Source organism: Jejuia pallidilutea (assembly GCF_002973595.1).
GTDB classification, from domain to species: domain Bacteria; phylum Bacteroidota; class Bacteroidia; order Flavobacteriales; family Flavobacteriaceae; genus Jejuia; species Jejuia pallidilutea.
Window position 1 is genome coordinate 133,914 of record NZ_PVEO01000004.1, and the last position, 14,922, is coordinate 148,835.

13 protein-coding genes are annotated in these 14,922 nt (G+C 33.4%); 7 read left to right on the forward strand and 6 right to left on the reverse strand.

Translation table 11 applies throughout. The annotated features are described in order from the left end of the window. Positions 1-116 precede the first annotated feature (116 nt). Together CLV33_RS08300 and CLV33_RS08305 are read left to right on the forward strand one after the other, a co-directional pair. Complete coding sequence (locus CLV33_RS08300) at positions 117-1,439, forward strand: DUF4270 family protein (protein ID WP_105473511.1); 1,323 nt, start codon at positions 117-119, stop codon at positions 1,437-1,439. A gap of 12 nt (positions 1,440-1,451) precedes the next feature. Next, complete coding sequence (locus CLV33_RS08305; protein WP_105473512.1) at positions 1,452-2,687, forward strand: hypothetical protein; 1,236 nt, start codon at positions 1,452-1,454, stop codon at positions 2,685-2,687. 18 nt (positions 2,688-2,705) lie between these two features. On the opposite strand, the gene CLV33_RS08310 is transcribed toward CLV33_RS08305, so the two are convergent. From CLV33_RS08310 to CLV33_RS08330, 5 genes are all read right to left on the reverse strand, one after another. After that, positions 2,706-4,037, reverse strand: a complete 1,332-nt coding sequence (locus tag CLV33_RS08310) for a DUF58 domain-containing protein (protein WP_105473513.1) — start codon at positions 4,035-4,037, stop codon at positions 2,706-2,708. Between the two features lie 102 nt (positions 4,038-4,139). After that, a complete protein-coding gene (locus CLV33_RS08315; RefSeq protein WP_105473514.1) occupies positions 4,140-5,216 on the reverse strand; it encodes an AAA family ATPase in 1,077 nt (358 codons plus the stop codon). A 2-nt stretch (positions 5,217-5,218) separates the two neighbouring features. Then, complete coding sequence (locus tag CLV33_RS08320) at positions 5,219-6,424, reverse strand: DUF4350 domain-containing protein (RefSeq protein ID WP_105473515.1); 1,206 nt, start codon at positions 6,422-6,424, stop codon at positions 5,219-5,221. After that, positions 6,425-7,150 carry a hypothetical protein gene (locus CLV33_RS08325; RefSeq protein WP_105473516.1) on the reverse strand — a complete coding sequence of 242 codons (726 nt, stop codon included), beginning with the start codon at positions 7,148-7,150 and terminating at the stop codon, positions 6,425-6,427. It abuts the gene before it with no gap. Beyond that, complete coding sequence (locus CLV33_RS08330; RefSeq protein WP_105473517.1) at positions 7,150-8,133, reverse strand: stage II sporulation protein M; 984 nt, start codon at positions 8,131-8,133, stop codon at positions 7,150-7,152. Before CLV33_RS08330 ends, CLV33_RS08325 begins: the two co-directional genes overlap by 1 nt. A 24-nt stretch (positions 8,134-8,157) precedes the next feature. Between CLV33_RS08330 and CLV33_RS08335 the strand changes: the two genes are divergently transcribed. Both CLV33_RS08335 and CLV33_RS08340 read left to right on the forward strand, forming a co-directional pair. After that, positions 8,158-8,877: an RDD family protein gene (locus tag CLV33_RS08335; RefSeq protein ID WP_105473518.1), complete on the forward strand. Its 720-nt coding sequence runs from the start codon at positions 8,158-8,160 to the stop codon at positions 8,875-8,877. Between the two features lie 590 nt (positions 8,878-9,467). Further along, positions 9,468-10,082 (forward strand): trimeric intracellular cation channel family protein, encoded by a 615-nt coding sequence (locus tag CLV33_RS08340; RefSeq protein ID WP_042246019.1) that lies wholly within the window; start codon positions 9,468-9,470, stop codon positions 10,080-10,082. 3 nt (positions 10,083-10,085) lie between these two features. Here the strand turns inward: CLV33_RS08340 and CLV33_RS08345 are convergent, their stop codons facing one another. Beyond that, on the reverse strand, positions 10,086-10,796 hold the full coding sequence (locus CLV33_RS08345; RefSeq protein ID WP_105473519.1) for a peptidylprolyl isomerase: 711 nt from the start codon (positions 10,794-10,796) through the stop codon (positions 10,086-10,088). A 5-nt stretch (positions 10,797-10,801) separates the two neighbouring features. On the opposite strand from CLV33_RS08345, the gene CLV33_RS08350 reads away from it, so the two are divergent. The 3 genes from CLV33_RS08350 (at position 10,802) to CLV33_RS08360 (ending at position 14,852) form a co-directional block, all read left to right on the forward strand. Then, the gene (locus CLV33_RS08350) at positions 10,802-11,443 is read left to right on the forward strand and encodes an NUDIX hydrolase (RefSeq protein WP_105473520.1); all 642 of its coding nucleotides are present in this window, start codon (positions 10,802-10,804) and stop codon (positions 11,441-11,443) included. 48 nt (positions 11,444-11,491) lie between these two features. Further along, the gene (locus CLV33_RS08355; protein WP_105473521.1) at positions 11,492-12,301 is read left to right on the forward strand and encodes a lysophospholipid acyltransferase family protein; all 810 of its coding nucleotides are present in this window, start codon (positions 11,492-11,494) and stop codon (positions 12,299-12,301) included. 259 nt (positions 12,302-12,560) lie between these two features. After that, positions 12,561-14,852, forward strand: a complete 2,292-nt coding sequence (locus CLV33_RS08360) for a type IA DNA topoisomerase (protein ID WP_105473522.1) — start codon at positions 12,561-12,563, stop codon at positions 14,850-14,852. Positions 14,853-14,922: the final 70 nt, after the last annotated feature.

A 14,922-nucleotide genomic window follows, 5' to 3' on the forward strand; every position in this document is an offset into this window, starting at 1 on the left:
GAATTATAGTAATTTAACATATTTTTTACATCTTCATCTATAAAAATGTGGGGTTGGTATATTTAGAGAAGCCATCCGTTTTTTCTGCTAGTAATTTTACGTTTTAAAAAAGTAAAATGAAGATATTTTTTGTGTGCAGTTTAAGTTTGTTTTTTATGTGTTCTTGTAGCGACGATATAAAAAACTATCCTGTTGGTAGCGATTTTATAGAGAATAATATAAGTATTAAAATAATAGACACATTCTCTGTAAACGCAGGAACATTTAAATTAGATTCTTTAGTTACATCTGGTACTGGCCGTATTTTACTAGGAAGTGTAAAGGATGCGTATTTTGGGGATTTAGTGGCGCAAACCTACTTTCAGGTAAATAACTCTAATTTTTCTATTAGCTCTAGTGCAGTTTACGATTCTATTGGTTTGATTTTAAATTACGATACCTACCATTATGGCGACACAACACATTTGCAAACCTATAAGGTACATCGTTTATTAGATGATTTTGAACCCAAAGAAGGTTATGAATTTTATAATTTATCTAAGCTAGAATATGATGAAGCAGTACTTGGCGAAGTGTCATTTACGCCCAGACCAAACAGCACTTCAGATTCCATATATATTCCCCTAAACAAAGATTTAGGTGAAGATATTTTTAATAAAATAAGAGATAATGATATTAATACAGTAGACGATTTTCTTCAATATTTCAAAGGTTTAACTGTAATACCTGATACAGTTACTAACAGTCATATTTTAGGATTTAACTTCAAATCGTATTCAGACTTAAACAATAATACTAGCATGCGCTTGTTTTACACCGAAGATGTTGATGATAGTAGCGAAGATAACAACCAAGTAATAGATTTCTTTGTATCGTCTACAAGCAAACAATTTAATGCTATAAACAATATTTTAGACAATACATTAATGGATTATTTGCCAGATCAAGAAACAACTATTTCTAGTCATGATACTAACGAGTTAATTTTTGCACAAGCAGGTACTGGTATATCGGCAAGAATAGAACTGCCTACAATTAAAAATTTAAACGCTCTATCTAGCCAAAGTACAGCACTTAAAGCAGAGTTAACATTTAGCCCGCTTACAAATAGCTACAGTAATGCTCAACCACTAAAAGACTCTTTGGCTGTTTATGTAGTAGACCATAAAAACAGAATTGTTAATCAGCTAACCGATATAGATTCAAATGCAGCTTATGCAGTTCTAAATCAAAATGATGATGAGTTTAACCAAAACACATATTACAGCGTAGACATGAGTGGGTTTGTAGAAACAATTTTGGCTTCAAATTACGATTTAAACTATGCCATAATGGTTCAATTTTTAGATTATAACAAAACAGTAGACAGAATAGTGATTGATGATTTTGATGAAAACAATAACAATATTAAACTAAGTGTAGCTTACCTAAGCTATTAAATTAAATTTTAAATGAATAAAATACAATTATTATTGTTCCTTATAAGTATTGCATCACCGTGTTGGTCTCAAAATGATACCAGTACACCCTATTCTTTATTTGGTTTGGGCGTAGAAAATAAGACGGCAACAGGGGGTTTAACAGGTTTGGGAAATACGGGAATAGCACAAAATAATTCTGATGAAATAAACTTATTTAATCCAGCTAGTTTGGGAAATATAAGGCAAAAAACCTTTCTGTACGAGTTTGGTTTAAATGGTATGTATTCTACATTGAAAACAGATGAAGTTTCTGAAAATACAAGTGATTATAATATTTCTCATGTTGTTATGGCATTTCCAATTACAAAGAATTTAGGCATGAGTTTTGGACTTTTACCTTACACAAAAGTTGGTTACGATATAGATATTTTAAACCCCGTTGAAGGTTCTTCCGATAGTTATGCTTCTAGAATTACAGGGTCTGGCGGACTAAACAAGTTTTACCTATCAACAGGATTTAATGCAACTAAAAAACTAGCGTTGGGGCTAGATTTATCATATCTTTTTGGTTCCATAAATCAAGAAACAAATTTGTTTTACGAATCTGTAGTAAATATTACAGATGTTAACTACTACAATGGACTTAAACTAAAGGCAGGTATACAGTATAATATGCTTAAAACAGCCAATAAGGAAGTTACTTTAGGTGCTGTTGTAGGTTTACCAGCAAATTTAACGGGTAGCCAAACAAGAAATTCTTATAAAACCTCAATTAGCGGTACTGAAATTACAGTTGATGAAGAAGTGGAGAACGAACTTGATGATTTTGAATTGCCCCTATCTATTGGTTTAGGTATGGTTACAAAACTAAATACATCATTAACTACAAGTTTAGATTTTAAAAAACTGTATTGGGATAATACCAACCAGTTGCAAAATAACGAGCGCTACACCAACCAGAATATATATGCATTTGGGGCAGAGTATTTACCAATTGAAAACAGTAAGTACTGGAGCAGGGTTAAATACAGGTTTGGTTTAAATTATAACACTGGCTTTTTAGACATATCTAACCAAAAAATAGAGAGTTATTTTGTTTCAGTTGGTTTAGGAATGCCCTTATCAAACAAATCGAGATTAAATATAGCATATTCATACGGAGGGGAAGGGACTCTACAAAATAGTTTAGTTCAAGAAAATTTTCATAAACTCACTTTAAACTTAAGTTTTATTGGTAGTTGGTTTAATAAAAGAAAGTTTAATTAACATTTTTTTACTAGTATTTTACAGCAACCCACGAGCCTTAATTTCTAAATATTTATTAATAGTATCTACAGTTAAATTTTCAGGAGTGGTTAAAATAGAATAGATACCAAACTTTTTAAGTTCGTTTACAATTAAGCGCTTTTCAAAATCAAACTTTTCAGCAATTATTTTATCATAAACTTGTTGTACCGTGTCCGCTTTATTGTTAATGAGCTTGTCTATTTCTGTATTCTTAAAAAACACAACAACTAATAAATGATTTTTAGCAATGGCTTTTAAGTAGGGCAGTTGCCTGTTTAAGCCGTCTAAGGTTTCAAAATTAGTGTACATTAAAAGCAAGCTTCTGTGGGTAATATGTCTTTTAATATTAGCGTAAAGTCGGCCAAAATCACTTTCAAAATAATCTGTTTTTATGTTGTAAAGTGCTTCAAGAACAAGTTGCATTTGTCCGCTTCTACGTTCGGCAACCACAACATTTTCAATTTTTTTTGAAAACGACAACATACCTGCTTTATCATGTTTTTTTAAAACAATATTACTTATCACCAAAGTTGCGTTAATAGCATAATCTAATAAACTTAGCCCATTAAAAGGCATTTTCATAATACGCCCTTTATCTATAATGGAATATACAGGTTGCGATTTTTCATCTTGAAATTGATTCACCATTAACTGGTTTTTCTTAGCTGTGGCTTTCCAGTTTATGGTGCGCAAATCGTCGCCTAATACATAATCTTTAATTTGCTCAAACTCCATGGTGTGCCCTAATCGACGTACTTTTTTAAGTCCGTAATCCATGGCGTTCTTGTTAATGTTTAGAAGTTCAAACTTCTTTAATTGTTTAAAGCTGGGATAGGTGGGCACCATAACTTCGTTTTCAAACATAAAGCGTTTGGCTACTAATTTTATGGCTGAAGATGCATATATATTTAAAAACCCAAAATGATACTCGCCACGTTCTTTAGGTGTTAAATTGTAAGATATAAATTTATCTTTTTTAGGGTATATGGTTGCTTTAATTTTAAAATTTCTAATTTGAAATTGTTCGGGCACCTCATCGATAATTTCTGCGTACGCAACAAATGCATAATTATTTTTAATATAAATTTTAATTTGGTTGGTATCGCCATTTGAAAATTTATCAGGAACAATTCTTTTAGCCTCAATTTTTTGTTTTCCAGCAAACACAATTAAAACATCAATAAAAAACAAACCTAATAAAACCAAAATGCATAACTGTGCGATGTTAAATAGTACAGGTATAAAGTAGCTCAATGCAAAAAGTACTACAATGCAAATGCCAGCATAAAAAAATCGGGGTTGTATGTAGAAGGGTTTTAGGGGTTTCAATAAATTGGTTATTGGTTATTGGTTACTGGTTACTGGTTTTTCGTTAAATGTTGGTGGTTATAATGCAGTGTTGAAAACTGCCCTATGTTTACTGTAACTGTTTTAACGAGGTATTTCAACAGTTTCAATAATCTGATTTATAATTTGTTTACTCGTCACACCTTCCATTTCGCGCTCTGGAGTTACTATAACCCTGTGGTGTAATACAGGGGTAACTGCACGCTTAATATCTTCTGGTGTTACAAAATCACGTCCAGCCATGGCAGCAAAGGCTTTACTTGCCTTTAATACAGATATTGATGCTCTTGGTGATGCGCCTAAATATAAAAAGCGGTTACTTCTAGTGGCTACAATTAGTTCTGCTATATATTTTAATAAATGTTGCTCCACAATAATTTTACTTACCAACCCTTGGTAGTTAGCAATTTGTTTTGCTGTTAAAAACGAGGTGATTTGTTCTGTTTTTGTGCCCTCTTTTAAATCGTGCTCTCTCGATAAGATTTCTATTTCTTCTTCTAAATTTGGGTAATCTACATCTATTTTAAACAAAAACCTATCTAGTTGCGCTTCTGGCAAACGGTAAGTGCCTTCTTGTTCTATGGGGTTTTGTGTTGCTAATACCATAAAGGGAATATCTAGCTTATACTTGTGCCCATCTATTGTTATTTGTTGTTCTTCCATTACCTCAAATAATGCAGCTTGGGTTTTTGCAGGTGCACGGTTAATTTCATCAATTAACACCATATTGGAAAAAATAGGGCCTTTTTTAAACTCAAATTCAGAATCTTTTAAATTAAAAACCGAAGTCCCTAAAATATCACTAGGCATTAAATCTGGCGTAAATTGAATACGGCTAAAATCTACGCTTAAAGATTTTGCCAACAATTTAGCAGTTACCGTTTTTGCAACTCCAGGAACACCTTCAATTAAAGAATGGCCTTTAGCAAGCAATGAGGCAATTAACATATCAACCATATCGGTTTGCCCTACGATAATTTTACCAACTTCAGATTTTATTTTGGCTACGCTTTGTTGAAGCTCAGATAAATCTAATCGGTTTTTAAATTCCAAATCATTGTTGTTGTTATTTAAAACGCTATCGTCTACAGATGAGACCACATCTTGCTCTGGTTTAGGTAAAAAATCCTCGTGGTTTGTTTCTTCTTTGTTTTCGTTCATAATTATTGAGAATAAAAAGCTTCTATAAATTTATTTAATTTGATGAGGCTTTCTTCAGAAAGCTCATTTTTTGTGCGCAACCATTTTATGTAATTAACTAATTGTGCTACATCTTCTTTTTTTCTACCCGCTTTGGTGGCTAGTTTTTTTATAAAATCGTCGTTTAAAACTGCGGTATCGATATTGAAATCGCTTCTGATTTTTTCTAAAAAATATGTGATTTTTTTATCGATTAAGTTTTTATAATCTTGAGTTTCAATATATAAATTAGATATGGTTTTTACGAATGCCAAAGATGTGTTTTGTAGTGGTTTTACAATTTTTATAACACGCTGCCTCCGTTTTGCATTAAAAACCATAAATAGCAAAGTGAAAATTAATGCGGTATACCACGCCCAACGAAACGACAGTTGCTCTAAAAACCAACTTAGGTTCGATCTTTTTTCGGCTTCTCCATAGGGCGTTTGTCGTTTTATGTAAGAATCAAAATACACATCGCCATCGGGTAAATAAGACAGTGCGTTTTCTACATAGCGATACCGTTCGTTTTTTAAAATATTATAGTTAGTAAACGCTTTAGGTTCAGTGTGTAGTAAAATTTGTCCTTTACCAAAAGGTATTTTTAAAAAATTTACACGATTTATATCGGTTTTCGCATATCCTAAAATGGTGTGATTAATACTATCAAAACGCGAAAAATAGTAGTCGCCTTCATTCTTATCAATATTGCTACTGTTTAAGTTTTTATTTTTGAATAACAGTAACGAAATACTATCTTTTTTACTGTTGTATTCAAAATCTACATCAATTCCTAATGTATCGTGTAGGCGTTGTGCATAGTAGTAATCTGAAATAAATAAAGTGTTACCAACATCTACAAAATCTAGAAGTTTATCTACCGAAAAATTAGTGAGATAATCAGAATTTCCAATAATTATATAATTGCCTTCGGCATGATGATCGCCATATCCAAACTCAGAATTAGCAGTAAGATAGCTTGATGGTTGGTGGTATACGGTTCTTATTTTGTTACCCTTAAAAAGATTTGGCAATTCTTTATAAAGCACACTAGTGCCATAGGGCTTGTTGCTTTTTTCGTTAAAGGATTCTTCCCAATCTACGGTTTTGGTGCGTTTTATTCCAAACGTTAATGCAGCAACTACAATAAGCGCCACAATAACCAATATAACAGGTAAAAGTTTTTTCATTTAATTTACCTGATTTAAAAGTGTTGTAAAATTAAGTTTAGCCTTGGCATACTGCGATGCTTCTAAATTAAACTTACCGTACCATATGTAATTGTATAAATAGGATACATAAGAAAAGTTTTTGCTAAAAGGCTTTTCGTTAAGCTCGTTTAAGTATTCTGTATTGGTTTTGTCGTCTTCAAATTTTATGTGATTTTTTAAACTTAACGTTTTTAATACCAAAAGATAGTAATAGCGAATGGCGAGCCTGTAATCGTTATTGTTTTCAGCTTCTTTTATAAGTGAATTAATATCGGCATGTTCAATATTTTCGGCAGTAATCTCATCAAATCTTTGTATGCTTTTGTTTTTGTTAAAAGCGAATAAGCCGGTGCCGCCCTCGTTTAATAAAACGTAAGCTAAATACACTACGGCGATAGCTAAAATGATATAAAACAAGAACCCAAAAGGGCCAAGATTTATAACAACTTCATCAGCATTGTTTTTTTCTTCGGTTCTGGTTTTGTTTTTATCATAATCTTCATATGTTCCAGATCCTCCTCTAGTTTTGCCAACTACTTTTTTGCCTTCGTAATTATATTTATCACTAGCATAGCGTTCTTTAAAATTAGAATCGAAAACCCGATACACCTGTGGTTCTTGGGTAGCAGAGTTAGCAACTAAAGTTTGATAATTTAATATCAAAACTACTATACTTAAACATATGTGTAGGGCTTTTGGTTTCATTAAGTAGTTAGCGGAACAGGTGTTTGGGTGATTTGTTTTTGAACTTTGTACGGGTAAACCAAATAATAAAAACTAATGATACTTAGTGTAATTAATATGATACCAACCGATAACCAATTGGGCATAGTATTAGAATATCTAGTAATAAAACCTTCTAGAAAACCAGCAAAAAAGGTAAACGGAAATGTGCTAATTAAAATTTTAATACCAGTTTTAGCACCTAGCTTAAAAGAGGTATATCTAGAGTATGTTGCAGGAAATAAAATGCTGGCACCTAAAATTAAACCTGCTGCACATTCTATAACAATAGCAAAAATTTCCATAGCACCGTGTATCCAAATACCTCGTACACTTTCCCAAAACACTTGTTTTTCATAAAAAAAGTATTGAAAAGAACCCAACATAATACAGTTTTTAAACATTATATAAAGCGTACCGATACCTAAAAACACGCCAAGAACAAACGCAATAATACCAACACGTAAATTGTTTATGGTTATGCCTATAAAACTGCCCCAGTTACTGCCGCTTTTGTACACAGCTACGGGGTCGCCCGCTTCAATATTTTCTAATGTCATATCCACATAGTCGTCTCCTAAAATAGACCGCACAAATTCGCCGTCGTTAGCTGCGGAAATAGCACCAATAAACGTAAAAGCAAAAAAGATGATAAACGCTACGTAGATAAATTTTCGGTACTGGTAACAAATTAATGGTACTTCGGTTTTCCAAAAACCAATAATACGGTTGGTATCCTGTCGTTTTGTTTTATAAATTTTTTGAAATGCCTTGGCAGCGAGCTGATTTAAATAGGTAATCACCTTACTTTTAGGGTAGTAGGTTTGGGCGTAAGCCAAATCGTTTATAAGCTGAATGTAATTTGAGGCAAGTTCATCGGGATCTTTAAAATTATTATTAAAAATAGCGTTCTCAAAACTCAACCATTTTTCTTTATTTTGCTTAATAAATGCAACTTCTCTCATACAAGAGATAAATTAAAATATAAAATGTCAGAGTTACAAATTAACACGACGCAAAATGTAAAAATAAAGTTTACGGCTGCAGGAGTTGGTGAACGTTTGGTTGCATTTATTATAGATACTGCCATTAAAATAGGCTATTTGTTGGTTTTAAATAAGGTTTTTGGTGTTTTTGAAGATATGGACCAATGGTCGCAAATTGGCATTAACACTGTATTAAGTTTTCCAGTAATGTTTTACACATTAGCTTTAGAAACGTTTTTGGACGGACAAACCATTGGTAAAAAGGCGTTAAAAATTCGTGTGGTAAAAATTGATGGATTTCAAGCCACGTTTTCTGATTATGTAGTACGGTGGTTTTTTAGAATAGTAGATGTTTGGCTTTTTGGTATTGGTTTTTTTGTTATTGTTTTTAGTAAAAAATTACAACGTTTAGGTGATATGGCAGCAGGAACAGGTGTAATTAGTTTGCGTGATAAAGTTAATATTAATCATACTATCTTAGAACAATTAAACACCAATTACAAGCCAACATATCCCAATGTTATTAAGCTGTCTGATAACGATGCCCGTATTATAAAAGATACATTTACACGAGCAAAAGCAGCAAAAGACTACTCAACACTAATAAAGCTAAGAAATAAACTTATAGAAGTAGTAGGCATTAAAGAAGTTAAGCAGGGTAGCGATATTGAATTTATTGATGTTATTCTTAAAGATTATAATTTCTATACCCAAGATATGTAAGCAGAGAACCAAATTTCACTTTTTTGTGGAATTTGTGTGAATCGCTTATCCCGCCACCTGCGGGATCGAAGAGAACCAAATTTCATTTTTTGTGGAATTTGTGTGAATCGCTTATCCCGCCACCTGCGGGATCGAAGAGAACCAAATTTCACTTTTTTGTAGAATTTGTGTGAATCGCTTATCCCGCCACCTGCGGGATCGAAGAGAACCAAATTTCACTTTTTTGTAGAATTTGTGTGAATCGCTTATCCCGCCATCTGCGGGATCCAAGAGAACCAAATTTCACTTTTTAGTGGAATTTGTGTGAATCGCTTATCCCGCCATCTGCGGGATCCAAGAGAACCAAATTTCATTTTTTGTGGAATTGGTGTGAATTTCTAATTTGTTGCAGGATTTACGTAGGACGTTTATAAAAATCGTTTAGGCTAATTTCATTTCTTGAGTGTAAAACATTATTTTTTTTGAATAATTAAACTTATCTGTATTAGTAATTCCTACCTTTGGCAGCCATTTAAAAACATGGTAGTGTTTGGTTGTTTATAAACACAAAAAGCAGTTTTAAAAAAACGTTAAAAACACAAATTTTTAAAATGAATATTTTTTTCATCATAGATATTTTAGGCCTTATTTCTTTTGCCATTTCTGGTGCGCTAGTGGCATTCAATAAAAAAATGGATGTTTTTGGTGTTTTAATTATTGCTTTTGTAACCTCTGTAGGCGGTGGCACACTTAGCGATGTGTTGCTTGGAAATATGCCTGTTGGCTGGATGGAAAACATCATGTTTTCATACATTATTCTTGGCTCTGCAATTTTTGCCATAATTTTTAGAAGTAAAATAAACTATTTGAGAACCTCACTTTTTCTGTTCGATACTATAGGTATTGGACTTTACACTTTATTGGGTATTGAAAAAGGATTGGTGGCTGAATTACACCCTATAATTTGTATTGCCCTAGGCACAATGACTGCTAGTTTTGGAGGCGTAATTAGGGATATTTTATGTAACGAAATACCAATAATATTTAGAAAAGAAGTATATGCAACCGCCTGCATTTTAGGTGGTATTACGTATTTTACCTTAATTCAGTTTCCTATTAAGGAAAATTTTGTCTTGGTCATTTCTGGTAGTGTAGTTATTGCGGTAAGGTTAATAGCCGTGAAATTTAAAATATCTCTCCCCAACATTTATTCAAAAGAAATGTAATGTTTATTTAAGGATGACTACATTTCTTATATATATGTTTTTAAGAGGCCAGTCGGCTTCATCTGTTTTTACAGCTGCAATTTTATCTACAACATCCATACCTTTAATTACTTTCCCAAAAACTGTGTAATCGCCATTTAAAAAGTGAGCGCCTCCTTGCTTTTGTACAATAAAAAACTCGTAAGGAGATGCCAGTTTATGCGGGTTCTCAATATCGCTACTAGGCATAGAAATAGTACCTCTATCGTGTTTAAAACCCCTATTGGTGTCTCGAGGCAGCAAATATCTGCCAATATTTTTACGTTTTACACCAGTTTTTCTGTCGTCACCACTACCGCCTTGAATAATAAAATTATCTATAACACGATAAAACTGAGTGCCATTGTAATACTTGCGTTTTGTTAAATAAATAAAGTTGGCACGATGAAATTTAGTTTCTTCAAATAGTAAAATATCAATATCACCAAAGTCGGTTGAGATTCTAACGGTATTTTCAGGGTTTTCTTTTTCATAAACTAAAAAGAATTCCATTGCGTTTTTAGTATCTAAAACAGGGAATTTTGGCGATACGCTACCTGTGGTGTCTTTCTTTGCGGTAATTTGTTTTATTACAGTTGTAGTATCCTTAGTATTTAGGGTAGATTTTTTTTTAGATTGTTTATCTTCACAATTCAGAAATAACACAAAAAGACTTAAAAATAATACAACACGCATAAATAATGAGTTTTGATGATTTTGTAAAACTGCTTTCAAAAATAAAAAATATAGAGCTACCAGCCGAATCATCTCATTTTAAAATGGTGCCACCTACAAGAAAAGCATTTGCGCAGTACTCTCAAGAACAATTGCAACAAGCAAAACGAGCTGGGGTTTTAGCTTTGTTTTATCCTAACGCTAACCTTCAAGTACAGGTGGTATTAACACTTCGTAAAACTTATAAAGGAATACATTCTGCCCAAATATCTTTCCCAGGAGGTAAAATAGAGCCTCAAGATAAAAACCTAAAAGACACTGCTGTTAGGGAGACTTTTGAAGAAATAGGTGTGCCAATAAACACTGTGGAGATTATAAAACAACTCTCGCAAATTTATATTCCACCAAGCAATTTTTGTGTACAACCTTTTTTAGGTATTTTAAATGAAACGCCACAATTTAAAAAACAAGATACCGAAGTTGAGCAAGTAATAGAGGTAAAACTTACAGATTTGCTGAATGATGACAATATTATTTCAAAAAAAATTACCACATCCTATAGTTCTGGTATAGAGGTGCCTGCATTTATGCTTAATGGTTATACTGTTTGGGGTGCTACCGCTATGATGTTAAGTGAAATCAAAGATATAATTAAGCAGTTGGCGTAGCTAATAGATTTACTACCTTTGTTGCCCAACCTTAACAATAAATAAGATATGGGATTGTTTAAAACAAATCCTTTCGGACACATACTTTTTGTAAAAAAATGGCTCATTCGTATATTGGGAGCTATCACCCACAGGCGTTTTCGTGGATTTAACGAATTGCAAATAGAAGGCTCTGAGATTATTAAGGACCTTCCGGAAAAAAATGTACTTTTTATATCAAACCATCAAACCTATTTTGCTGATGTAGTAGCTATGTTTCATGTGTTTAATGCTAGTTTAAGCGGTAGAACAGATTCTATAAAAAACATTGGTTACTTATGGAATCCTAAACTTAATATCTACTACGTAGCAGCAAAGGAAACCATGAAGGCTGGTTTATTGCCAAAAATTTTAGCCTATGTAGGTTCTGTAAGTATAGAGCGCACATGGCGAAGCGAAGGTAAAGATGTAAAGCGACAAGTAAAAATGAGCGATATTTCTAATATAGGTAAGGCGCTAGACGATGGTTGGGTAATTACCTTTCCACAAGGTACTACAACCCCGTTTAAACCTATTAGAAAGGGAACCGCACATATTATAAAACGTTACAAACCAGTTGTAGTTCCTATTGTTATAGATGGTTTTAGGCGCTCTTTTGATAAAAAGGGATTGCGCGTAAAAAAGAAAAATATTCTGCAATCTATGGAGATTAAAGCGCCTTTAGATATCGATTACGATAACGAAACTACCGAGGACATCGTAAAAAAAATAGAATATGCTATAGAGCAACATCCATCGTTTTTAAAAGTAATTCCCGAAGCAGAATTAAAAGCACAGGCAGAGTTAGATAAACTGCGCAAGTGGAAAATAGATGATTAAAAGTTTTTGCCTATTACCTTGTCGGTTTGGGCTTTTGCAAGTCGCTCTTTAGGAGGGGCTTTATGCCTGTACGTGCGGGACTCAAGCTCTAACGAAAACTAGGTCTGTACCTAAAGTTAGGATATTAATCATTAAAGGGTTTATATTTTTTAAGTTTATAGGAATCCGTCTCAAAAATCCCGTTAATAACTCCTAAAAACTTCACTTCAAAAATCATATCAAAATTCATAATTTGCACGCTTGTAATTAGAAAACGTACATGAAAGTTTGTATAGCCGAAAAACCAAGTGTTGCCCGCGAAATTGCTGCTGTTTTAGGTGCGAATACCAAACACGATGGCTATTTTGAAGGCAACGGTTATGCCGTAACATACACTTTTGGGCATTTGTGTACCCTTAAAGAACCTGTAGATTACAAAGCTTATTGGAAAAGTTGGGATTTAAACAATCTGCCCATGCTTCCAGAAAAGTTTGAAACCAAAGTAGTTTCAAATTCTGGGATTCAAAAACAATTTAAAATAGTAAAACGCTTATTTGAAAAAGCCGAGGTAATTATAAACTGCGGTGATGCAGGGCAGGAGGGAGAGCTTATTCAACGTTGGGTGATGAATGAGGCGAACTATAACGGCGAGGTAAAACGCTTGTGGATATCATCATTAACTACCGAAGCTATAAAAGAAGGTTTTGAAAGTTTAAAACCCGCTTCAGATTACGATAATTTATACTACGCAGGCTTTTCTAGAGCTATTGGAGATTGGTTGTTGGGTATTAATGCCACAAGATTGTACACCGTAAAACACGGAGGTTACAAGCAAGTTCTATCGGTTGGTCGTGTGCAAACCCCAACTTTGGCTATGGTTGTAAACAGGTTTAAAGAGATAGAAAACTTTAAGCCGCAGCCCTATTGGGAATTACAAACCTTATACCGCGATACGCTATTTAGTTATGAAGACGGACGGTTTCTTAAAAAAGAAGATGGAGAGGCTTTAGCTAATAAAGTAAAGGAAAGCGATTTTAAAATTGAATCTATTACCAAAAAGAAAGGAAAGGAATATGCGCCTAAACTTTTTGATTTAACAGGCTTGCAGGTATATTGTAATACCAAATTTGGGTTTTCGGCCGATGAGACCCTAAAAATAGTGCAAGCACTGTACGAACGTAAAGTAGTAACCTACCCAAGGGTAGATACTACATTTTTACCGACCGATATCTACCCTAAGGTTTCTGGTATTTTAAAAAAACTTACAAATTACAGCCTGTTAACCCAGCCGCTTTTAGGAAAAAAAATAAAAAAATCGAGTAAGGTTTTTAACGACAAAAAAGTTACCGATCATCATGCTATTATACCAACGGGTATGCAAACCACTTTGCAATACAATCAGCAACAAGTGTACGATATTATTGTAAAGCGTTTTATTGCTGTGTTTTATGAGGATTGTATAGTGGCAAACACTACAGTTTTAGGAAGTGCAGCCAAAGTAGTTTTTAAAACTACAGGCAAGGAAATTTTAGAAAAAGGATGGCGTATTGTTTTTGAAAATCCCAATAAAAAAGAAAAAGAATCTGGAATATTACCCAAGTTTGAAAAAGGCGAACAAGGGCCACACGAGCCTTCATTCTTAGAAAAGGAAACCAAACCACCAAATCAGTTTACAGAAGCCTCTTTGTTGCGAGCCATGGAAACCGCAGGAAAACAAGTAGACGATGATGAGTTGCGGGATTTAATGAAAGAAAACGGTATAGGTAGGCCGTCAACCCGAGCCAATATTATCGAAACACTTTTTAAACGAAAATATATAAAACGTAATAAAAAGCAAGTATTACCAACAGAAACAGGTATTCAGCTTATTGAAACCATTCAAAATGATTTGCTAAAATCTGCTGAACTTACAGGTAAATGGGAAAAACAGCTCAAGGATATTGAAAAAGGCGAGTATAGCGCAGGAGCATTTATAAAAAACATGAAACGTATGGTTGATGCCTTGGTATATGAAGTGCGAAGTGAGACAAAGCGCGCTAATATTTCTCACGCTGCTACTGTTCAAAAAAAGGCATCAAAGGCCAAGGCTAAGGCTAAAGGGGGGATTACTGCTGAAAAATGCCCTAAGTGTAAAAACGGACAAATTATTAAAGGTAAATCGGCCTATGGCTGTAGTGCATATAAATCGGGATGCGATTTTGTAATGCCGTTTAAGGTTCACGATAAAAAGGTTTCAGAGAAACAGTTGCTTAGGTTAATTAAAAAGGGATCTACAGTAAATCTAAAAGGGTTTAAAACAGATGCAGGACTTGTTGAAGGACTGCTAAGGTTTGATGAAAATTTTAAATTAAAATTAGAGCCTAAACAAAACATCGTTAAACCGAAACCAGATGTATTAATATGTCCTAAATGCAAAAACGGTAAGGTTATAAAAGGTAAAACGGCCTATGGCTGTACAAACTACAAATCTGGTTGCGATTTTAAGGTGGCATTTGCTGTTGTGCGAGATAAAATTGGTAAACAAAAACCTACTAAAGAACTTGTTTATACTATTTTGGTCGAAAATTTTTGATACACTTGCAAGTAATTTTTTAACTTGTCTTTCCTATTAAAAAAGAACAGTCACGCATTTGTGTCTCTTC